General features: G+C 71.8%; 17 protein-coding genes. 12 read left to right on the forward strand and 5 right to left on the reverse strand.

Annotated elements, in window-relative coordinates; all coding sequences use genetic code 11:
* Nucleotides 1-5: 5 nt before the first annotated feature.
* Complete coding sequence (locus tag ACFY3L_RS07915; RefSeq protein ID WP_389319911.1) at nt 6-956, forward strand: electron transfer flavoprotein subunit alpha/FixB family protein; 951 nt, start codon at nt 6-8, stop codon at nt 954-956.
* Nucleotides 957-1,036: 80 nt separating this feature from the next.
* Here ACFY3L_RS07915 and ACFY3L_RS07920 read toward each other — a convergent pair whose 3' ends face one another.
* Complete coding sequence (locus ACFY3L_RS07920) at nt 1,037-1,858, reverse strand: anti-sigma factor (protein WP_389319914.1); 822 nt, start codon at nt 1,856-1,858, stop codon at nt 1,037-1,039.
* Nucleotides 1,812-2,408, reverse strand: a complete 597-nt coding sequence (locus tag ACFY3L_RS07925) for an RNA polymerase sigma factor (protein ID WP_389319917.1) — start codon at nt 2,406-2,408, stop codon at nt 1,812-1,814. Before ACFY3L_RS07925 ends, ACFY3L_RS07920 begins: the two co-directional genes overlap by 47 nt.
* Nucleotides 2,409-2,797: 389 nt before the next feature.
* On the opposite strand from ACFY3L_RS07925, the gene ACFY3L_RS07930 reads away from it, so the two are divergent.
* From ACFY3L_RS07930 to gatA, 7 genes are all read left to right on the forward strand, one after another.
* On the forward strand, nt 2,798-3,967 hold the full coding sequence (locus ACFY3L_RS07930) for a cysteine desulfurase family protein (RefSeq protein WP_389319920.1): 1,170 nt from the start codon (nt 2,798-2,800) through the stop codon (nt 3,965-3,967).
* 13 nt (nt 3,968-3,980) lie between these two features.
* Nucleotides 3,981-5,051 (forward strand): tRNA 2-thiouridine(34) synthase MnmA, encoded by a 1,071-nt coding sequence (mnmA, locus tag ACFY3L_RS07935; RefSeq protein WP_389319923.1) that lies wholly within the window; start codon nt 3,981-3,983, stop codon nt 5,049-5,051.
* Nucleotides 5,048-5,998 carry a methionine synthase gene (locus ACFY3L_RS07940; protein WP_389319926.1) on the forward strand — a complete coding sequence of 317 codons (951 nt, stop codon included), beginning with the start codon at nt 5,048-5,050 and terminating at the stop codon, nt 5,996-5,998. The genes mnmA and ACFY3L_RS07940 overlap by 4 nt, the downstream gene beginning before the upstream one ends.
* A gap of 35 nt (nt 5,999-6,033) precedes the next feature.
* The gene (ligA, locus tag ACFY3L_RS07945; protein ID WP_389319929.1) at nt 6,034-8,154 is read left to right on the forward strand and encodes an NAD-dependent DNA ligase LigA; all 2,121 of its coding nucleotides are present in this window, start codon (nt 6,034-6,036) and stop codon (nt 8,152-8,154) included.
* A gap of 1,933 nt (nt 8,155-10,087) precedes the next feature.
* Nucleotides 10,088-12,097, forward strand: a complete 2,010-nt coding sequence (locus ACFY3L_RS07950) for a putative bifunctional diguanylate cyclase/phosphodiesterase (protein WP_389319932.1) — start codon at nt 10,088-10,090, stop codon at nt 12,095-12,097.
* Nucleotides 12,098-12,356: 259 nt separating this feature from the next.
* Complete coding sequence (gene gatC / locus ACFY3L_RS07955) at nt 12,357-12,656, forward strand: Asp-tRNA(Asn)/Glu-tRNA(Gln) amidotransferase subunit GatC (protein ID WP_344508144.1); 300 nt, start codon at nt 12,357-12,359, stop codon at nt 12,654-12,656.
* A 3-nt stretch (nt 12,657-12,659) separates the two neighbouring features.
* Nucleotides 12,660-14,135, forward strand: a complete 1,476-nt coding sequence (gene gatA, locus ACFY3L_RS07960) for an Asp-tRNA(Asn)/Glu-tRNA(Gln) amidotransferase subunit GatA (protein ID WP_389319935.1) — start codon at nt 12,660-12,662, stop codon at nt 14,133-14,135.
* A gap of 44 nt (nt 14,136-14,179) precedes the next feature.
* On the opposite strand, the gene ACFY3L_RS07965 is transcribed toward gatA, so the two are convergent.
* Nucleotides 14,180-14,356, reverse strand: coding sequence for a DUF4236 domain-containing protein (locus ACFY3L_RS07965; RefSeq protein WP_344508140.1), 177 nt, complete (start codon nt 14,354-14,356; stop codon nt 14,180-14,182).
* Between the two features lie 75 nt (nt 14,357-14,431).
* Between ACFY3L_RS07965 and gatB the strand changes: the two genes are divergently transcribed.
* Nucleotides 14,432-15,925 carry an Asp-tRNA(Asn)/Glu-tRNA(Gln) amidotransferase subunit GatB gene (gatB, locus tag ACFY3L_RS07970; RefSeq protein ID WP_389319938.1) on the forward strand — a complete coding sequence of 498 codons (1,494 nt, stop codon included), beginning with the start codon at nt 14,432-14,434 and terminating at the stop codon, nt 15,923-15,925.
* 165 nt (nt 15,926-16,090) lie between these two features.
* On the opposite strand, the gene ACFY3L_RS07975 is transcribed toward gatB, so the two are convergent.
* Nucleotides 16,091-17,725: a metallophosphoesterase gene (locus tag ACFY3L_RS07975; protein ID WP_389319941.1), complete on the reverse strand. Its 1,635-nt coding sequence runs from the start codon at nt 17,723-17,725 to the stop codon at nt 16,091-16,093.
* Entirely contained in the window at nt 17,722-18,912 is a 1,191-nt protein-coding gene (locus ACFY3L_RS07980; RefSeq protein WP_389319944.1) for a PQQ-dependent sugar dehydrogenase, read from the reverse strand. The genes ACFY3L_RS07975 and ACFY3L_RS07980 overlap by 4 nt, the downstream gene beginning before the upstream one ends.
* An 80-nt stretch (nt 18,913-18,992) precedes the next feature.
* Here ACFY3L_RS07980 and ACFY3L_RS07985 point away from each other — a divergent pair, with 80 nt between their 5' ends.
* From ACFY3L_RS07985 to ACFY3L_RS07995, 3 genes are read left to right on the forward strand one after another with little or no spacing between them, the layout of a single operon-like run.
* Complete coding sequence (locus ACFY3L_RS07985; protein ID WP_389319947.1) at nt 18,993-19,484, forward strand: SigE family RNA polymerase sigma factor; 492 nt, start codon at nt 18,993-18,995, stop codon at nt 19,482-19,484.
* Complete coding sequence (locus tag ACFY3L_RS07990) at nt 19,481-20,713, forward strand: hypothetical protein (RefSeq protein WP_389319949.1); 1,233 nt, start codon at nt 19,481-19,483, stop codon at nt 20,711-20,713. The genes ACFY3L_RS07985 and ACFY3L_RS07990 overlap by 4 nt, the downstream gene beginning before the upstream one ends.
* A gap of 16 nt (nt 20,714-20,729) precedes the next feature.
* Nucleotides 20,730-21,614 (forward strand): 2-hydroxyacid dehydrogenase, encoded by an 885-nt coding sequence (locus ACFY3L_RS07995; RefSeq protein WP_389319952.1) that lies wholly within the window; start codon nt 20,730-20,732, stop codon nt 21,612-21,614.
* Nucleotides 21,615-21,647: the final 33 nt, after the last annotated feature.

Here is a 21,647-nt window from a genome sequence, read left to right on the forward strand (position 1 = left end):
AAACCATGGCTGAAGTACTGGTCGTCGTCGAGGCCTCCCAGGGCACCGTCAAGAAGGTCACCCTCGAGATGCTGACCCTGGCCCGGACCCTCGGCGACGTGTCCGCCGTCGTCCTGGGCGGCTCGGCGGCGTCGGTGGCCGACAAGCTCGGCGAGTTCGGCGCGTCGAAGATCTACGCCGCCGAGAGCGAGGACCTCGACGGTTATCTCGTGGCCGGCAAGGCCACCGTCCTCGCGTCGCTGATCCAGCGCGTGTCGCCCGCCGCGGTGCTCGTCGCCTCCAGCCAGGAGGGCAAGGAGATCGCCGGTCGGGTCGCCGTCAAGCTCGACAACGGGCTGCTCACCGACGTCGTCGCCCTCGACGCCGAGGGTGTCGCCACGCAGGTCGTCTTCGCCGGCTCGACGATCGTGAAGTCGAAGGTCAGCAAGGGCCTGCCGATCGTCACGGTCCGGCCCAACTCGCTCACCCCGACCCCCTCGCCGGCCACCCCGTCGGTCGAGCAGGTCGAGGTCGCGCTGACCGACAAGGACAAGCTGGCGACGGTCGTCGAGCGCAAGGTCGAGGCGAAGGGCGCACGCCCGGAGCTCGCCGAGGCCTCGATCGTCGTGTCCGGTGGCCGCGGCGTCGGCAGCGCCGACAACTTCAAGCTCGTCGAGGAGCTCGCCGACCTGCTCGGCGGCGCCGTCGGCGCGTCCCGGGCGGCGGTCGACTCGGGCTTCTACCCGCACCAGTTCCAGGTCGGCCAGACCGGCAAGACGGTGTCGCCGCAGCTGTACGTGGCGCTCGGCATCTCCGGCGCGATCCAGCACCGGGCCGGCATGCAGACGTCGAAGACGATCGTCGCGGTCAACAAGGACCCCGAGGCGCCGATCTTCGAGCTGGCCGACTTCGGCGTGGTCGGCGACCTGTTCAAGGTCGTCCCGCAGGCCGCCGAGGAGATCCGCAAGCGCAAGTAGCCCACTGCCGGCACAGCGCCGCCCGCCGTCTCCGGTGGGCGGCGCTTTCCGTGCTCGGGGAAGACCTCGAGCGGCCAGGACTAGCGCAGCGTGCCGCGGAGCAGGCTCTTGCCGGAGTGGGTGGCGTCGCCGTCGTGCGGCTCGGCGGAGATGTCGACGATGTTGAACCTGCTCAGGTCGAGGGTGCTGGGCACGGTCAGCTGCTGGTCGGGCTTCGCACCCATCACGCCGAGCGCCTGCATGCGTGGCGCGGGGGCCTGCAGGCTGGTCGAGTCGAGCAGCCAGGCCTCGTAGTCGCCGTCCGGCTGGGTCGGCATCCCCTCGGCGTGCACGAACAGCTTCCGCTCCCCGTCGACGCTGACGAGGCAGGCGTAGCCGCCCGCCCCGGCCGGTGCGCCCGGCAGCGCCTCCAGCGACACCCTGGGGGAGCCGGCCGGGCAGGAGGCGACGGCCGGGGCCGCGGGCCCGTCCCGCAGCACCAGCGCCGTCCCGGCCGCGGCGGCGATCGCGGCCAGAACGGCCGCCGCCGCCGCGACAGCGGCGGTGACCCGCCAGCCGTGCCGACGACGGACGGGGCTGTCCGCAGGGCGTACAGAATCCGCTGAAGCAACACGAGGACGTGGTGCGGTCGAGGGTGGGTCGGTGTGCAGCGTCACCGCGGGTGGGGGCGTGGCCCGGTCGGTCGCCGCCAGCTCCGCCCGGATCCGCTGCCAGACGTGCTCCGGCGGGGGCGGCAGGTCGCGCAGCCGCTGCGTCTGACGGCCGAGGCCGGCGACGTCGCGCAGCTCGTCCACCTCGGTGCGGCACCGCCCGCAGGTGTCGAGGTGGCCGGTCTCGTGCTGGTCGAGGGTCTCCTCACCGAGCGCCAGAAGCACCAGCCGCTCGGGCTCCAAATGTGACACCGTCCACCTCCCATCGACTGCGAAGCCTCGCCATCCCGCGCCGCAGGTGGCTCTTCACCGTGCCCAGCGGCAGTCCCGTGACCGCCGCGATCTGCTGGTGGGTCAGGTCGTCGTAGAACGCCAGCTCCAGCACCCGCCGCTGCTCGCCGGGCAGCTGGGCCATCTCGTCGGCGACGACCAGCCGGTCGACGACCCGGTCCGGCGGCGCCTCGACCTCGACGGCGGGCGCGAGCCGGCGGACCGAGTCGGTGATCCGGTCGTCGCGGGCCGTCGCCCGGATCTGGTCGACGACCTTGCGCCGGGCGATCCCGAGCAGCCAGCCGAGCATCGACCCGCGGGTGGGGTCGAAGCTCTCCCGGCCCAGCCACGCCGCGACGAACGTGGCCTGCGTGACGTCCTCGGCGTCCGTCGGGCTCGCCAGCCCGCGGGCGGCGAGGTGGAACACGGCCGGCCCGAACCGCTCATACGCCTGCCGCAGCGCGCGCTCGTCACCGGCGCGGAACAGCTCGGCGAAGCCGTCGTCGCCGTCGGCTGGGTGCCCGGCACTCACCGGTTCACCGAGGTTGTCGCCATCGCACAGGCACGTCCTGAAGCTATCCCATCTCATGGAGGACTTCCGTCTTCATGTTCGGCGCGGAAGGGGGCGCTGGATGCGGTTCGGGCCCGGCAATTTTGGCGAGCGCGTTTTCAGACTGCGCGAATTGGGCTCCGGGCGGCGCGCCGGCGGTGACGGAACGCGACGGGTGTCCACCGTCGTGGCGCGGGAGATCTTCGCCGAGAGGGCCGCCCCGCTGGGGCGATGCTCCACCCGCGCCGGCGCGCCTTCGTCACGTGCGGTGGCCAGATCGACGCGAAGGGCCGCCACTACCGTGACAACGTGGTGAGAGCCGCGCAACCGGCGGAGCGGTAAGGAGCGGACGGCCGTTAGGCTTGGGTCCGATGTCGTACCTCGACCATGCCGCCACCACGCCGATGCTCCCGGAGGCGCTCGACGCCTTCGTCGCCGCGGCTCGTGCAGTCGGCAACGCCTCGTCGCTGCACGCTTCCGGCCGCCAGGCCCGCCGCCGGGTGGAGGAGTCGCGCGAGCAGATCGCCGCCGCGCTCGCCGCCAGGCCATCCGAGGTGATCTTCACCGGAGGCGGCACCGAGAGCGACAACCTCGCCACCAAGGGCATCTTCTGGGCCAGGCGGGCCTCGGACCCGCGGCGCAACCGGATCGTGGCCAGCTCCGTCGAGCACCACGCGGTGCTCGACGCGGTCACCTGGCTGGAGCAGCACGAGGGCGCGGCGGTCACGTGGCTGCCGGTCTCCTCGTCGGGCCGGGTCTCCGTCGCCGACTTCGCGGACGCCGTGTCCGGCGACGATGTGGCGGTCGCCACCGTGATGTGGGCCAACAACGAGGTCGGCACGATCCAGCCGGTCGCTGAGCTGGCGGAGCTCGCGGCCTCGTCGGGGGTGCCGTTCCACACCGACGCGGTGCAGGCCGTCGGGCAGGTCCCCGTCGACTTCGCCGCCAGCGGCGCCGCCGCGCTCACGGTCAGCGGGCACAAGCTCGGCGGCCCGATCGGCGTCGGCGCGCTCCTGCTCGGCCGCGAGGTCGCCTGCACGCCGCTGCTGCACGGCGGCGGCCAGGAGCGCGACGTGCGCTCCGGCACCCTGGACGTGCCCGGGATCGTCGCGCTCGCCGTCGCGGTCGAGCTGTCGGTCAAGACCCAGCGCGAGACCGCTGAGCGGATCGGCCGCCTGCGTGACGACCTCGTCGCCCGGGTCCGCTCCGCCGTGCCCGGCGCGATCCTCAACGGCGACCCCGAGGACCGCCTGCCGGGCAACGCGCACTTCTCGTTCCCGGGCTGTGAGGGCGACGCGCTGCTGCTCCTGCTCGACGCGCAGGGCATCGCGTGTTCGACCGGGTCGGCCTGCTCCGCCGGTGTGGCGCAGCCGTCGCATGTACTGATAGCGATGGGCGCCGGCGACGCGGAGGCCCGCTCGTCGCTGCGGTTCACCCTCGGGCACACGTCGACCGGGGCCGACATCGACGCGCTCGTCGCCGTGCTGCCCGGCGCGGTCGAGCGCGCCCGCCGGGCGGGCGCGGTCAAGTCGCGCTTCTAGGTAGGCTCGTGCTGTGAGAGTGCTCGCGGCGATGTCAGGTGGGGTCGATTCGGCGGTCGCGGCCGCGCGGGCGGCCGAGGCCGGTCACGACGTGACCGGGGTCCACCTCGCCCTGGCGCGCAACCCGCAGACGTATCGCAGCGGCGCCCGCGGCTGCTGCACCCTGGAGGACGCCCGCGACGCCCGGCGCGCCGCGGACGTGATCGGGATCCCGTTCTACGTGTGGGACATGGCCGAGCAGTTCCACGACTCGGTCGTGGACGACTTCGTCGCCGAGTACGCGGCCGGGCGGACGCCGAACCCCTGCCTGCGGTGCAACGAGAAGATCAAGTTCGCGGCGGTGCTGGACCGGGCGGTGGCGCTCGGCTTCGACGCGGTCGTCACCGGTCACCACGCGCGGCTTGGCGCCGACGGGCTGCTGCGCCGCAGCGTCGACTACGCGAAGGACCAGTCCTACGTGCTGGCGGTGCTGACGGCCGCGCAGCTGTCCCGGGCGATGTTCCCGCTGGGTGACTCCACGAAGGCCGCCGTCCGCGAGGAGGCCGCCGCGCGCGGTCTGGCCGTGGCGGACAAGCCGGACAGTCACGACATCTGCTTCATCGCCGACGGCGACACGCGGAAATTCCTCGCCGACCGGCTGGGGTCCCGGCCCGGCGACATCGTGGAGGCCACCACCGGGGCGGTCATCGGGCAGCACGAGGGGGCGTTCGCCTACACGGTGGGCCAGCGCCGCGGGCTCGACCTGCGGGTGTCGGCGCCCGACCGTAACCCTCGCTACGTGCTCTCGATCACACCCGCCACGAATACGGTGACGGTCGGGCCGGCGTCCGCGCTCGAGGTGTCCACCGTGGTGGGCGCGCGGCCGGTGTGGCACGGATCGGTGTCGGCTCTGGACTGCTCCGTGCAGCTCCGGGCGCACGGGTCCGTCTTCCCCGCCTCGGTCGTCTTCGACGGCTCGTCCCTCACGGCCTCCCTGCGCTCGCCCGCTCGTGGCGTCGCCGCCGGGCAGGCGATCGTCTGCTACCAGCCTTCCGACGAAGGCGACATCGTGCTCGGCTCGGCGACCATTTCGGAAACCTCATGACATTCCCCTGGCCGGTGGGTTCCGCCACCGGGATCGGCTCGATGCCGGGCACCGACATCGTCGAGGCGCAGAAGATCGTGCTCGGCGAGCTGCCGGACCTGCCCCACCTGCCGGAGCTGCCCGCCCGCGGCCCCGGCGCCGACATGATCGGCAGGGGCGGCGCGCTGCTGACGGAGCTGCCGATCGAGCTGTACGCGGGGCGCTGGCGCGTGGCCTCCCGGCCCGGCCATGACCTGCGGGTGGCCTTGGATTTCCTCGAGCGCGATCTCGACACGATGACCGAGCTGGCGTCCTCGTTCGCCGGCACGTTCAAGATCCAGGTGCCCGGGCCGTGGACGCTCGCGGCGTCACTGCAGCTGCCGATCGGCGGGGCGGTCCTGCGCGACCACGGTGCCGCGCGCGACCTCGCCGACTCCCTCGCGGACGGCGTGCGCGCGCACGTCACGTCGGTGCGGGCCCGGCTGCCGCACGCCACGATCCTGCTGCAGGTCGACGAGCCGTCCCTGCCCGCGGTGCTGGCCGGGCGGGTGCCGACGGAGAGCGGGTACGGCACGCTGCGCTCCGTGGACGTCTCCGTCGCACGGTCAGCGCTGTCGTCGGTGTTCTCGGCGGCCGGCGTGCCGGTGGTCGTGCACTGCTGCGCCCCCGGTGTGCCCTTCGCGCTCCTGCGTGAGGCCGGGGCGGCGGCGGTCGCGGTGGACCTGTCGCTGGTCGCCGACCTGGACGCGCTCGGCGAGCTTCTTGACGGCGGCTCGGGGCTCTTCGCCGGCGTCACCGGCCCTACGCCCGCTGCGACCGTGACGGATCTGTGGCGCAAGCTTGGGTTCCCGCTCAGCTCGCTGCCGGCGCAGGTCGTCGTCACGCCGCCGTGCGGGCTCTCGGTGCCGCCGGTGAAGGTGCTGCGTGCCCTGCGCGACGCCGGCCGGCGGCTCACGGACCATCTGTAGCCGTTTTTGTCGTACCCGGGCGGTAAGTTCGTGGCATGAACGACGCAGGGACCGAGCCCACCCTCGAAGCGCGCGAGCGGCACACCGAGCTGGCCCGCGAGCTGGACGAGCATCAGTATCGGTACTACATCCTGCAGTCGCCGGCCGTCGACGACTCGGTCTATGACCGCCTGATGCGCGAGCTGGAGGCGCTGGAGGCCGAGTTCCCGGCGCTCGTCACCCCCGACTCGCCCAGCCAGCGGGTCGGCGGCACGTTCTCCACCGAGTTCGCGCCCGTCCAGCACGCCGAGCGCATGCTCAGCCTCGACAACGCGCTCGACGACGACGCCCTCGCCGCCTGGGTCCAGCGCATCGAGCGCGACGCCGGCAGCGCCCCGCGCTACCTCTGCGAGCTGAAGATCGACGGTCTCGCCGTCAACCTCACCTATGAGCGCGGCCGCCTGGTCCGTGCCGCCACCCGCGGCGACGGCCGCACCGGCGAGGACATCACGCTCAACGTGCGGACCATCGCCGACGTCCCGGAGCGCCTCACCGGCACCGACCTGCCCGACCTGCTGGAGGTCCGCGGCGAGGTGTTCTTCACCCTCGCCGGCTTCGAGGAGGTCAATGCCGCTCAGGTCGCCGCCGGCGAGCGCCCGTTCGCCAACCCGCGCAACGCGGCCAGCGGCAGCCTCCGGCAGAAGGACCCGCGCATCACCGCGTCCCGCCCGATGCGCATGCTGGTCCACGGCTTCGGCGCCCGGGAGGGGTTCAACCCGGGCTCACAGTCCGAGGCGTATGAGCTGATGCACGCCTGGGGGCTGCCGACCTCCCCGCGCTGGAAGGTCTTCGACGACCTCGCCGGCGTGCGGTCCTACATCGCCGACTTCGGCGCCCGCCGCCACGCGATCGAGCACGAGATCGACGGCGTCGTCGTCAAGGTCGACCAGATGTCCATCCAGCGCCGCCTCGGCTCCACGAGCAAGGCGCCCCGCTGGGCGATCGCCTTCAAGTATCCGCCCGAGGAGGCGATGACCAAGCTCCTCGGCATCGAGGTCAACGTCGGGCGCACCGGCCGCGTCACCCCGTTCGCCGTCATGGAGCCCGTCTTCGTCGGCGGCGTCACCGTCGAGCAGGCCACCTTGCACAACGCGCAGGAGGTCGTCCGCAAGGGCGTCCTCATCGGCGACACCGTCGTCGTCCGCCGCGCCGGCGAGGTCATCCCCGAGGTCCTCGGCCCTGTCGCCGACCGCCGCGACGGCAGCGAGGTCGCCTTCGTCATGCCGACGCAGTGCCCGGCCTGCGGCACGGCGCTCGCTCCCGAGAAGGAGAGCGACGTCGACATCCGCTGCCCCAATGCCCGCTCCTGCCCGGCCCAGCTCCGCGAGCGCCTCTTCGCCCTCGCCAGCCGCAACGCCCTGGACATCGAGGCCCTCGGCTGGAAGTCCGCCGCCGCCCTCCTCGAGTCCGTCCTCACCAACGAGGCCGAGCTCTTCGACATCGACGCCGACAAGCTCGCCAAGTCCCCCTTCTTCGTCAACAAGGACGGCTCGCTCAGCAGCACCGCCCAGCTGCTGCTGGTCAACCTCCAGGAGGTCAAGGAGCGCCCCCTCTGGCGCGTCCTGGTCGCCCTCTCCATCCGCCACGTCGGCCCCACCGCCGCCCAGGCCCTGGCCAACTCGATCGGCTCCATGGAGGCCATCGCCACCGCGACCCCGGAGCAGCTCGCCGCCGTCGAGGGCGTCGGCCCCACCATCGCCCGCGCCGTCAGCGACTGGTTCACCGTCGACTGGCACCGCGAGATCGTCGACCGCTGGTCCGCCGCCGGCGTCCGCATGGTCGAGGAGCAGGTCGCCTCCGGTCCCCGCCCTCTCGACGGCATCACCGTCGTCGTCACCGGCTCCCTCGACCGCTTCTCCCGCGACCAGGCCACCGAGGCCGTCACCTCCCGCGGCGGCAAGGTCTCCGGCTCCGTCTCCAAGAAGACGCACTTCGTCGTCGTCGGCGAGTCCCCGGGCTCCAAGGCCGAGAAGGCCGCCACCCTGAAGGTCCCGATTCTCGACGAAGCCGCCTTCGAAGTCCTTCTCACCGAAGGCCCCGACGCCGCCCGCGCCCTGGCCCAACCCACAGAACCCGATCCCGCCACCCCCGCAGCCCCCATTCCCGCGGACGCCTGACCCCGCAGACGCCTGACCCCGCGGGCGTCTGATCCCGCGGGAGCCTGGCCCCATGGACGCCTGACGTCTCGGTCGCCACCGCTGCCATGGGGCCTGGTCCGACAGGTGCCTGTCTTCAGGTGCCTGCCGTCGGGCGGTCGGAGATCGACCGAGCCGGTGTCTGCACCGACGCACCTCGGCGTCGACGCGTAGGTGGTGCCTGCCTTCGGGCGGTCGGGGATGTCACCGAGGCGGTGTCCGCACTGACGCACCTCGGCGTCGAGGCGTAGGTGGTGCCTGCCGCGGCGGGTCGGTTTGCGGTGCTGCCCCGGCGAAGGTCGCCTTCGAGTGGTCGCCGCTGTGTGCCGTGGGTGCTGCTGCCGTCGGATGCGTGGGTTGCCGGTTGTCGTTGCTGCTCCGGGCGTGGTGCCGGCGGGTGCTTGTCGTCGGGTGGTTGTCGGCGGGTGCGTTGCTGCTCTGCCTGTTGTTGCTCGCCGCTGTGTGCCGTGGGTGCTGCTGCTGTCGGACGCGCGGGTTGTCGGTTGTCGTTGCTGTTCCGGGCGTGGTGCCGGCGGCTGCTTGTCGTCGGGTGGCTTTCGGTCGGCGCGTTGCTGCTCTGCCCGTTGCTGCTCACCGCTGTGTGCCGTGGGTGCTGCTGCTGTCGGACGCGCGGGTTGTCGGTTGCCGTTGCTGTTCCGGGCGTGGTGTCGGCGGGTGCGTTGCTGCTCTGCCTGTTGTTGCTCGCCGCTGTGTGCCGTGGGTGCTGCTGCCGTCGGATGCGTGGGTTGCCGGTTGTCGTTGCTGCTCCGGGCGTGGTGCCGGCGGGTGCCTGTCTTCGGGCGGTCGCCACTCGGTGCGGTGCTGCTCGCCGTTGTGGGCCATGGACGCTGCTGCCGTCGGATGGGTGAGTTGCTGGCTGTCGTTGCTGTCTCGGGCGCGGTGGCGGCGGTTTTGTGCGGGTTGCTGCCAGTGTCGTTGCCGCCCGTGGTTGTTCCGCCCGTGGCTGCTCGCCGCCGTGGGCTGTGGATGCTGCTGCCGTCGGATGGGTGAGTTGCCGGCTGTCGTTGCCGTCTTGGGCGTGGTGGCGGCGGGTGCTTGCCTTCGGGGGCTTCCGTCGGTTCTGTTGACGCTGCTGTCATAGGCGGCCGACCCGCCGAAGGCGGCCGATCCCTGGGCTGCCGGTGGTGCCGTCGGGGTTGCCGGGCGGGACGAGCTCACTGACGCCGATCAGATCGCCGGCGCGTCGGGGCATCGTCGAGGCGCAGTAACGCGTGGACGATCCGGACGGCGTCCGGCGCGGTGCCCTGGGTGTGCTTCCGCTGGCCCTGCCGCCTTCGGGGACGCTTCGAGACCCGAGCCCCGCGCTCGGCCCCATCAGGCCGGCACCGTCCATCCCGGTGATCGCAGCGGCGGACCCTGGCCTGCTCACGGCTCGAGTCCCGCACCGGGGAGGTGCCGTCCTGCTCGACGGTGCGTGACCAGCACCGGCAGCACTGCTGCTTCCCGGGGCGCCGGCGCCCCACCCAGAGGGTCGAGGTGCGGGTGGCGGCCGCAACCAGGCCAAGGTGCCGGAGAGTCCCCAGTGCCGGCAAGCCGGCCTGGTGATCTTCTTGCGGCAGGCGGGACAGGCCAAGGAGCTGCCGCACACGCGGCCCCGGCCGGGTGCGGCAGCGTCAGCAGCGCGACGTCGAGGCACACCGACACTCAAGCACGGGGGTACGACAGAAACCCCGGCCAACGCTCGGTGCCGAACCGGCCCGGCAGGCCGAGTGACGGAACGTTGAGGTATCGCTACGCAATAGTGATATCCGGCGTGAGGTGATCGCCCGGTCGGAGGAATGGCGGGGGTTTTGTGCATCGATTCAGCATCCTTTCCGGTTTGGGAAGCGGTTGAGGGTGCAGGCTCGCAGGGCGTCTCGACGGAGTGGTCGATGGCACCCGAGCGGGGGAGTGGATGGAGCAGAGCGCGCTGCGTAACGTCGCGCCGCCCAGGCATGCTCATCGGTTCTTCGCGTATGTCACGGTGGTGGTAGGGGCCGGGGCGATGCTGCTGATCGGCAGCCTGCCAGACGGGTTCCCGGCGAGTCTTCCGGCGGCGTTCTGGGTGCTCGCGGGGTGTGCGGTCGTCGCCGACACCAAACCGTTCGTGCAGGTGGGGCGGGACGACGCGATGATGACGTTCCCCTCGGTGTGCTTCACGTTCGCGATCATGCTGGCGTTCGGGTTCGCGCCGGCGGCGCTGGTGCAGCTGGCGGCGGTGGCGATCACGGCGGGGTGGTTGCAGCACACGGTGTGGCGGGCGGCGTTCAACGCGGCCCAGTACTTCGTGTCGTTCGCGGTGGCGGACGTGATCCTGCACAGGTCGCATCACGTCGGGTGGATCGTGGTGGCGGCGGTTGCGTGGTTCGTGGTCAACAACCTGCTGGTCTCGACGGCGGTGTGGCTGCGGTTCGGGCACGGGTGGCGGGCGCGGTTCGTGCGGGCGGTCAGGACCGACGCGCTGGCGACCGGGGCCCTGCTGCTGTCGGCGCCGGGGCTGGTGGCGGCCGCCGGGGTGGACGTGCTGCTGATTCCGTTGGCGCTGGTCACGTTGTACGCGGTGCGCCGGATGACCTCTCTGTCGGCGCAGCGGGCGCTCGAGGCGCGGCGGGATCCGCTGACCGGGTTGGCGAACCGGAAGGGTCTGGAGCGGGCGGTCGAGCAGCGGCTGGAGGAGCACGCGGAGCGCGCCGCGAACCGGCAGGCGGCGCGGCGGCTGGCGTTGCTGCTGCTGGATCTGGACGGGTTCAAGCAGGTAAACGACTCGCTGGGGCATCCGGTGGGGGACCGGCTGCTGATCGAGGTGTCGCGGCGGCTGAGCGAGCGGGCCGACGCCGAGGTGGGGCGGCTCGGCGGCGACGAGTTCGCGATCGTGGTGCCGCACCTGCAGGACGTCGCCGAGGCCAGGGCGCACGCGGCGAAGATCATGGACGCGTTGCGGGAGCCGGTGCTGCTGGACGGGTTGCCGATCGACGTGGGCGGGTCGGTGGGGGTGGCGGTGTACCCGGAGCACGGCACGGGCTTCGAGGAGCTGATGCAGCACGCGGACGTGGCGATGTACGACGCGAAGGGCCGCGGCGACAACCTCGCGGTCTACGCGCCGGAGGCCGACCACAACTCGCCGGAGCGGCTGAGCCTGCTGGCCGACCTGCGCAAAGCGCTGGAGACCCCCGGTGATCGGGGGATCGCGCTGTACTACCAGCCGCAGGTCGAGCTGGCGACCGGCGACGTGGTGGGGCTGGAGGCGCTGCTGCGGTGGCACCACCCGCAGCGGGGGCTCGTCGACCCGGAGGAGCTCATCAAGGTCGCGGAGCACAGCTCGGTGATGCGGCTGCTGACGTTCCGGCTGATCGACGACGCGATCGAGCAGCTCGCGGCGTGGGGTGACCGGGCCGGGCGGGTGCGGGTCGCGGTGAACGTGAGCGTCCGGGACCTGCACACCGGCGAGATCGCGGACCGGATCGAGGCGAAGCTGCGGCAGGCGGGCATCGAGCCGGCGCGGCTGGAGCTGGAGATCACCGAGAGCGCGCTGATGGCCGACCCGCGGCGGGTGCTGGCGACGCTCGCCAGGCTGGAGCGGCTCGGGATCGCGATCGCATTGGACGACTTCGGCACCGGGTACTCCTCGATGCTGCACCTGCGCCGGCTGCCGCTCAAAGAGGTGAAGATCGACCGGTCGTTCGTGCTCGGGGTGGCGACCGACCCGGACGACGCGGCGATCGTGCGGTCGATGATCGACCTGGCGCGGGCACTCGGGCTGCGGATCGTGGCGGAGGGCGTCGAGGACGAACGGACCTGGCGGATGCTCGTCGAGGCGGGCTGCGACCTGGCGCAGGGCTGGTACTTCGCCCGGCCGATGCCACCGGACGGCCTCCTCGACTGGCTGATCCGCCACCGCCGTTCCACGGTCGCCCACAGCACCTGAAGAACTGTCGCGGCACCACATCTGCGCAGCCGCCAGAACTGTCATACCCCCCGAGTAGGTTCGAGGCCAGGATCGGAGATCGCACAGGAAGACCTCGGGGGGACAAGATGAGGAATGCTGTCCGGGTGAGAGTGGCCGCGGCGTTGCGTACACCTGCTGGAAACCGCAATGGGGAGTGGGGGAGCGGACCGTCGCGCACGGCAACCAGCGGGGACGAAATAGACTGCGTCGAGCCGACTGTTGAAGGAGCATCGCACCCATGGCCACCATTTCCCGCGAAGAGGTGGCGCATCTCGCCCGCCTCGCGCGGCTTGCAGTCACCGATGACGAGCTCGACACATTCGCCGGGCAGCTCGACGTGATCCTGCAGGCCGTCGCCCAGGTGGGCGAGGTCGCCGCGGTTGACGTGCCGCCGACGTCGCACTCCGTGCCGCTGACCAACGTGTTCCGCGACGACGTCGTCGTGCCGGGGCTGACGCGCGAGGAGGCGCTGTCGGGCGCACCCGACGCCGAGGAGAACCGCTTCCGCGTTCCGCGGATCCTGGACGAGGAGGCCTGAGCGATGTCTGACGTCACCAAGCTGACCGCGGCCGAACTCGGCCGCAAGCTCGCCGCGAAGGAGCTGTCCGCGGTCGAGGTCGCCACCGCCCACCTGGAGCGCATCGAGGCGGTCGAGGGCAAGGTTCACGCGTTCCTGCACGTCGACCGCGACGGCGCGCTCGCGGAAGCGAAGAGGATCGACGACGCCCGCGCCAAGGGCGACGAGGTCGGTCCGCTCGCCGGGGTGCCGGTCGCCGTCAAGGACGTGATCACGACCAAGGGCGTGCCGACCACCGCGGGGTCGAAGATTCTCGAGGGCTGGCGGCCGCCGTACGACGCGACGATCATGACGCGGATGCGCGAGGCCGGGCTCGTCATGCTCGGCAAGACCAACATGGACGAGTTCGCGATGGGCAGCTCGACCGAGTATTCGGCGTACGGGCCCACGTACAACCCCTGGGACACCGGCCGGATCCCCGGCGGCTCCGGCGGTGGCTCGGCCGCGGCCGTCGCGGCATACGAGGCGCCCCTGGCCATCGGCACCGACACCGGCGGCTCGATCCGCCAGCCGGCCGCGGTCACCGGCACCGTGGGCTCGAAGCCGACCTACGGCGGCACGTCGCGCTATGGCCTCGTCGCCTTCTCCAGCTCGCTGGACACCCCCGGCCCGTGCGCGCGGACCGTCGAGGACGCGGCGCTGCTGCACGCGATCATCGGCGGCCACGACCCGCGCGACTCCACGTCGATCCCGCAGCCGGTGCCCGACGTGGTCGGCGCGGCCCGGCTCGGCGCGACCGGTGACCTCAGCGGGGTCCGGCTCGGCCTGGTCAAGGAGTTCGCCGGGGACGGTGCCGAGCCCGGCGTCGCCGCCGCGTATCGCGAGTCGGTCGACGCGCTCGTGAAGCTGGGCGCGGAGATCGTCGAGGTCTCGTGCCCCAACTTCAAGTTCGCGCTGCCGGCCTACTACCTGATCGCGCCGAGCGAATGCTCGTCCAACCTGGCCAGGTTCGACGGCGTGCGGTTCGGGCTGCGCAGCGGTGACGACGGCAAGCGGTCGCTCGAAGAGGTCATGCAGCTGACCCGGGAGGAGGGCTTCGGCCCCGAGGTCAAGCGCCGGATCATCCTGGGCACCTATGCGCTGTCCGCCGGCTACTACGACGCCTACTACGGGCAGGCGCAGAAGGTGCGGACCTTGATCTCCAGGGACTTCGAGCAGGCATTCGGCAAGGCGGACGTGCTGGTCGCGCCGACCACGCCGTTCGTGGCGTTCCCGCTCGGGTCGCGCACGTCGGACCCCTACCAGATGTATCTCGCGGATCTCTACACGATCCCGTCGAACCTGTATGGCGGGCCCGCGATCTCCGTGCCGGCCGGCCTGTCCGAGGGGCTGCCGGTGGGGCTGCAGATCATGGCGCCGACGATGGCGGACGACCGGATGTACCGGGTCGCCGCGGCCCTCGAGTCGGCGCTGCCGCCGCTGACCCCGCCGGCGCTGTAACCGTCAAAGGGCGGCCCTGCGAAGAGCCGCCCTTTCAACGGGGTTCAGCCGCGGCTGCCCTGGCGCCACGAGAAGGGGCCGGGGAGATCGACGCGGTTCTTCTTGGTCCGCGAGTTCCACGACCAGGGGCCCAGCTTGAAGCTCCAGGAAGAGAACCCTTCCTGGGTGAAGTGGAAAATGAACGGGCCGAACTTCTTGCTCTTCCGAAACTGCACCGGCATGGCGTCTCCTCTCCAGATGAGCAGTTGGTACCCAATGCCGAGCGTGGATACACCAGAGGCTGAAAGAGGCGTTAGATGAACACCGTGACCCAGCTGTCGTACGACGAGGCGGTGGCGCGCTTCGAGCCGGTCATCGGCCTGGAGACGCACGTCGAGCTCGGCACCAACACGAAGATGTTCTGCGGCTGCCCGACCGAGTTCGGCGCGGAGCCCAACACGCAGGTCTGCCCGGTCTGCCTCGGCCTGCCCGGCTCCCTGCCGGTCGCCAACCGCGCCGCGATCGAGGCGACGATCCGCATCGGGCTGGCGCTCAACTGCTCGATCGCGCCGTGGGGCCGCTTCGCGCGCAAGAACTACTTCTACCCGGACATGCCGAAGAACTTCCAGATCAGCCAGTACGACGAGCCGCTGTGCGTCGACGGCTACCTCGAGGTCGAGGTCGACGGGGAGCTGGTCCGCATCGGCATCGAGCGGGTCCACCTGGAGGAGGACACGGGCAAGTCGCTGCACGTCGGCGGCTCGACCGGGCGTATCCACGGCGCCACCGAGTCCCTCGTGGACTACAACCGCGCCGGCATTCCCCTCGTCGAGATCGTGACCAAGCCCGTGCCGGGCACGGGTGCCCGGGCGCCGCAGATCGCGAAGGCCTATGTCACTGAGCTGCGTGACGTCATCCGTTCGCTGGGTGTCTCCGATGTACGGATGGAGCAGGGCTCGATGCGCTGCGACGTGAACACGTCGCTGAACCGGCCCGGCGAGGAATGGGGCACCCGCACCGAGACGAAGAACGTCAACTCGCTGCGCAGCGTCGAGCGGGCCGTCCGGTCCGAGATCATCCGGCAGTCCGGGGTCCTCACGGACGGCGGGACGATCATCCAGGAGACCCGGCACTTCCACGAGAACACCGGCGAGACGACGTCCGGCCGCAGCAAGGAGACGGCGACCGACTACCGGTACTTCCCGGAGCCGGACCTCGTGCCGCTCGCGCCGTCCGCGGAGTGGGTCGCGGAGCTCAAGGCCGCGCTGCCGGAGCTGCCGCGGGTCCGCCGCCAGCGCCAGCAGGCCGAGTGGGGCTTCTCCGACCTCGACATGCAGTCGGTGCTCAACGCCGGCGCGTGGGAGCTGATCGAGGCGACCGTCGCCGCCGGCACCAACGCGGCCGCCGCCCGCAAGTGGTGGCTGGGGGAGCTGGCCCGGCACGCCAACGAGACCGACAAGGAGCTCGACGCGCTCGGCGTCAGCCCGGAGGCGGTCGCGCAGCTGCAGGGCCTGGTCGACGCGGGCAAGATCAACGACAAGCTCGCCCGGGTGGTGCTGGAAGGCGTCATCGCCGGTGAGGGCACGCCCGCCGAGGTCGTCGCGGCCCGGGGCCTGGAGGTCGTGTCCGACGAGGGTGCGCTGACGAAGGCCGTCGACGAGGCGATCGCCGCCAACCCCGACATCGCCGCGAAGGTCCGCGACGGCAAGGTCGCCGCGGCGGGTGCGCTCGTCGGCGCGGTCATGAAGGCCACCGGCGGCAAGGCGGACGCGAAGACGGTCCGCGAGCTGGTCATCGCCCGCTTGTCGTAGGCGACGGGGTCACGGACGAGAGCGACGCCGGCACCGCGGATGGTGCCGGCGTCGCTTCGTCTGCGGCCATGATGACAGGTGAGCTGGTCATCACCCGCTTGTCGTGGGCGACGGGGTTACAGGCAAAGGACGGTGCCGGCGTCGCTTGTCGGGTGAGCCGGTCCATCACCCGCTTGTCGTGGGCGACGGGGTCGCGGACAAGGACGGTGTCGGCACCACGGACGGTGTGGGTGCCGCCGCCTTGTCGGGGGCCACGATGTGCCGCTGCAGCGACACCTCCGTCAGGCCTGTCCCGCCGACCTGGATGTCGTCGTACGCCGTCAGGTGACGTTCGCTGTCGAAGTACAGGATGGACAGCGCGAGCGGCAGCGGCTTGGCGCTCTCCAGGCCGCGCAGCCCGGCGCCGCCGGTGGAGCCCTCGACCATCAGCAGGCTGCGCTCCTTCGGTGTGACCGCAGGCGACGCGCCGGCGGACGGCAGGACGACCGGCAGGGTCGGGTCGAGCCGCGTGACCGAGCGGGCGTGCCGGTGCCCGGCCAGGACCAGCGGGCAGACCCCCGCGAGGGGCTGCGCGGCCACCGGGTCGTGGACGAGGGCGACGTCGACCGGCTTCGGGTTGGCCAGGATCTTGTCCGCGAGCAGCGCGCCGGAGGAGACGACCGCCGCGTGCTGCTCCTCGTTGGTCGCGTCGGTCGACTTGTCGGGGGTGAACCGCGGGTCGCCGATCCCGGCGAACGTCAGCCCCTTGACCGTGGTGATGGAGTTGTCGAGCACGATCGCGTTGGGCTGCTTCGCGACCGCGGCGGCGGTGACCGCCGAGTCGTGGTTGCCGCGGATGTACAGGTACGGCACCCGCAGCTTGCTGATCTCCCCGACGTAGGAGGACTCCGGCTCGCTGCCCCAGTCGTTGATGTCGCCGGTGTCGGCGACGACGTCGACGCTGAACTGGTCGGCGACGGTGCGCACCACGCCCCACGCCGCCGGGTTGAGGTGCATGTCGGAGATGTGCAGGACCTTCGTCGCGCTGGTGTCCGGCTCGTAGACGGGCAGCGCGGAGATCGTGCCGTACAGCTTGGAGACGTTGAGGACCAGCTTCTGCAGCTGCGCCCGGTACTCCTCGTAGCGGTCGGTGATCCGGCGGGCGTCACCGATGATCGCCGGCGCGTTCACCAGCAGGCCGCGGTAGGTCGGCTCCTGGATCGCGGCGGGCTTGAACGTCAGCGCGGTCGCGCCGCCGACCGAGGCGAGCACCGCCACGACCACCAGGCCGCCGATCGCCGTCTCGCGCCGGGCCCGGAACACCAGCCCGACGAGGATCAGCGCGCCGAGGATCCCGGAGCCGGCGGTCTGCAGCGCCAGCCGGCGCACGCCCAGGTTGAGCTGGTCGACGGCGTCGTGGCTGACCTGCTCCAGGTTGCCGCCGCTGGCGACGACCGCCCTGGTCCGCGCCTCGTCGAGCGACTCCAGGCGGATCTGCAGGTGGGCCGGGCCGTCGTGGCTGTCCAGCTCCAGCGAGCCCAGCGGCGGGATCTCCACCGACGTGTCGCCGTGCCACGACGGGGTCAGCGACAGCTGCGCCTGGAACGGCCCGATGTCCTGGGTCGTGTGCCCGCCGAGTTCGACGCCGATGAGCATACCGACGACCGCGACGACACCGAGCAGCGCGCCGCGCAGGATCCGCCGCCACACCTTGTGGCTGGTGTGGAACGTGCGGCGGCGTCGCCGGGCGGCCGCCATGATCGCCCTACGCTGGAGCCGGCGGGCGGCCAGCGCGGCCCGCCGGTGGAACGGTGAGCTCAACTCTTGCCGGCCCCGCCCACGTTGCTGATCACGACCCGCAGCAGCTTGTCATCGTCGGCCTTCGGCGTGCCGCGGCCGTCCTTGTTGGACGTCGAGACCCAGATGCTGTTGTCCGGCGCGGCGACCGCGGCGCGCAGCCGGCCGTGCGTGTCCTTGAGCAGCGCGCTCGGCTCGCCGAGGAGGCCGCCCTTGTCGGTGAGCTGCATCACGTACAGCCTGGCGCCCTTCAGACACGAGGTGACCAGGAAACCCTCCATGGCCGCCAGCCCGGAGCACGAGGCCTCGGACGTCTTCCACACCTGGATCGGGTCGACGAACTTCGGATCGTTGCCCTTGCCCTCGTACGTCGGCCAGCCGTAGTTCTTGCCCGCCTCGATCACGTTGATCTCGTCCCATTCGCCCGAACCGAACTCCACGGCGTACAGCCGGCTGTTCTTGTCCCAGGCGAAGCCTTGCACGTTGCGATGTCCCAAGCTGTACACGGCGGTTCCGTACGGGTTACCAGGAGCCGGCTTCCCGTCGGGCTGGATCCGCAGGATCTTGCCGCCGAGGCTGTTGAGGTTCTGCGCGTTCTCCGGCTTCGACGCGTCGCCGGTCGACACGTACAGGAACCCGTCGGGTCCGAAGTGGATCTGACCGCCGTTGTGGATCCCCGCCTTCGGGATGCCGGTCAGGATCGGGGTCGGCGGCGCGCCGAGCGTGAGCTTGGCGACCCGGTTGTCGTCCTTGGCGGTGTAGTAGACGAACACCGTCTTGTCCGTGTCGTACTGCGGCGACACCGCGATGCCCATCAGGCCGCCCTCGCCACCCGGCACCACTTCGTCGATGGTCTGCACGGTGGTCACGGTGAGCCCGTCGGACGTGGACTCCTTGCCGACCTTCAGGATCTTCCTGCTGTCGCGCTCGGTGACCAGCGCGGAGCCGTCCGGCAGGAACGCGATGCCCCACGGCACCGCCAGGCCCTTGGCCAGCACGGTCGTGGCGACCTGCGTCTGGCCGCCGTCCTCCTCGCCGCCGGACGTCGACGCGCTGGGCAGCGGCGACATCTTCGGCGGGGTGCCCAGCTCATCAGGGGGCGGCGGGCCGAACGTGCAGCCCGCGAGGGCCAGCATGACCGTGGCGCTCGCCGCCAGGCACTTCGCGTACGTCCGGGCTCTCACCCGCCCAAGACTAGCGTCGCGATTCATCTTCTTCCTTTCAACCTTTGTCCGCGGGTCGGCGTCTGCTGGGGAGACGGCGCGTTTGCGACCTTGTGCAGAGGAGCCATATGGCAGCCGAGGAGTTCCAGGACTTCGTCGAGGTCCGATATGGCGACCTGCTGCGCACCGCGTTCCTGCTGACCGGCAGCCGGCACGCCGCCGAGGACCTGCTGCAGGGCAGCCTGCTGAAGGTCATGCGGCACTGGGACCGGGTCGACGAGCCGCTCGCCTACGTGCGGCGGGTCATGGTCAACCAGCGCACCAGCATCTGGCGGCGGCTGCGCAACGCCGAGGTCCTGACCGGTGAGCCACCGGACCGTCCCGGCGCCGACCCCTCCGATCAGGTCCTCGCGCGGCAGATGCTGCTGGAGGCGCTGGACCGGCTCCCGGCGCGGATGCGAGCGGTGCTGGTGCTGCGGTACTGGGAGGACCTGACGGAGACGGAGACGGCCGCGCTGCTCGGCATCTCGGCCGGATCGGTGAAGAGCCAGGCGTCGCGCGGGCTGGTCCGGCTGCGCGGCGTGCTCGGTGTGGATCTGCTGGCCGGGAGGGCGTCATGAGCATCGAGCTGGAACAGGCGCTCCGCGACGCCTTCCGCGACGCGGCCGGGACCGTCGTGCCCCGGCCGGAGCCGATGCGCAGGCTTCTGCGCCGCCGCCGGCGCCGGTGGGCCGGGCTGCTGTCGCTGCTGGCCACGCTCGCCGTCGCGATCGTCGCGGGGGTGGTCCCCGCCGTGCAGCCGGCGACCTCCGAGCGGCAGCGGCCCTACCCGCCGCTGGCGAAGTGGACCCGGGCGCTGCTCGACTCGCCGACCCGCGGCTCGCTCGCCGGCGACGCGGACCTGCTGCGTGCCGTCAGGTCCTCCTTCGCCGGCGGCGTCAAGGTGCTGTTCCTCGGCGACGTGTCGGGGCGCCGGTTCCTCGTGTACGTGCGCTACGACGAGCATTCGGCGACGCTGTACCAGAGCGACATCCCCGTCCAGGGCTCCGTGGAGGACCTCGTCGGAGGGGCTGTCGAGGGGCAGCTCGGGCCGCTGGTCACCGTCACCAGCACCACCGTGCCGGTCACCATCGGGCTCGCCCCGGCGGCCTGCACGATCGAACGGTCCATCGGCGCCTCCCCCAGCCCGGAGAACACCGTCGAGCACAAGTGGGCGAGCGCGCCGGACGGCAGCTGGACGGCCTGGGCGTCGCCCGACCCGCAGGAGCGCTGGCAGGTCAGCTGCTACGGCAAGGTCCGCTCGGAGGCACCGGCCGTGCTCGACACCTCCTCCTACACGAACCTGATCTCCTCCGCCGGCATCCAGCACGAGCCGCTGCGTCAGCGGTGGAGCGGCCCGATCGAGGGATCCGCCGGGACGTGGACGCTGTCGACCGCCCGCCTGCCCTCCGGGGGCGTCGCGGTCGTGCTCGCCGACGCCCCCGCCGCGGCGACCGTCGCGACCACGTTCACGGCCGCGGCGGCGCCAGGTCGCGGCGGCGCCGGGGTGGTGTCCACCTCCATCAGCGCCGACCCGGACATGATCGTCATCCGGGTGCCGTCCCCCTCCGGCCGGCTCAGTGACCGGGTGCTGATCTTCACCGCGAAGCCGGGCGCGACCCAGGCCTACGTCCGGGCGGAGCTCGGCGCCCTCGGAGCGGCACTGACCGGCGGCGTCACCGTGACGAACGCCCGGCCCGGGCCCGTCGCCGTCCGGGACGCAGCCGGGGTGGAGATCGGCTCGACGTGGCTGCTGGAGGAGGTGCCGCAGCTGTTCGGTGAGAGGCTTGTCTCCGACTGGGAGTCCTGATCGCTACTGTTCGCCGGTGAAGGTTTGCATCCCGCACGAGGAGGGGCTGGCGCTGCTCGGCCCGCTGCCTCCGCCGGTCTCGGTCACCGTCTCCGTCGCGCCCGATGACGTCGACTTCTGGGTGCCGCCGTTCCTCGCCTCACCGGACGTGGTCGAGCTGGCGGCGTCGCTGCCGCGGCTCGCGGTCGTGCAGCTCATGAGCGCCGGCGCCGACCGGTGGGCGGGCCGGCTGCGCCCCGGCGTGCAGTTGTGCGACGCCCGCGGGGTCCACGACTCGTCCACGTCGGAGTGGGTGGTGGCGGCGATCCTGGCCTATCTGCGTGACTTCCCGCTGTTCGTGCGGACGGGGCGGGAGTGGTCGTACCGGCAGACCGACGAGCTCGCGGGCAAGCGTGTGCTCATCGTCGGTGCCGGCTCGATCGGTGCCGCGGTCGAGGCCCGGCTGGCGCCGTTCGAGGTGTCCGTAACCTCGGTCGCCCGCCGCGCGCGTGACGGCGTCCACGGTGTGGAAGAGCTGCCGTCGCTGCTGCCGTCCGCGGACGTGGTGGTGCTGCTGGTGCCGCTGACGCCCGCGACGACCGGGCTGGTCTCGGCTTCGTTCCTGGCAGCGATGCCGGACGGGGCGCTGCTGGTCAACGCGGCGCGGGGGCCCGTGGTCGACACCGACGCGATCCTCGCCGAGACGGCGTCGGGGCGGCTCGGCTATGCGACGGACGTCACCGACCCGGAGCCGTTGCCGGCGTCACATCCGCTCTGGGACCTGCCGAACGTGCTGATCACTCCGCATGTCGCGGGTTCTGTACGAGGCCTGCTCCGCCGCGCCTACTCGCTGGCAGGAGACCAGGTGCGGCGGTTCGCCGCCGGGGAACCGCTGATCAACGTGGTGGTCGACGGTTACTGAGCCATCGCCGTGCTGCGTTTCGACGTCGTGGCG

The organism is Dactylosporangium sp. NPDC000521 (assembly GCF_042898305.1).
In the GTDB taxonomy this organism is placed as follows: domain Bacteria; phylum Actinomycetota; class Actinomycetes; order Mycobacteriales; family Micromonosporaceae; genus Dactylosporangium.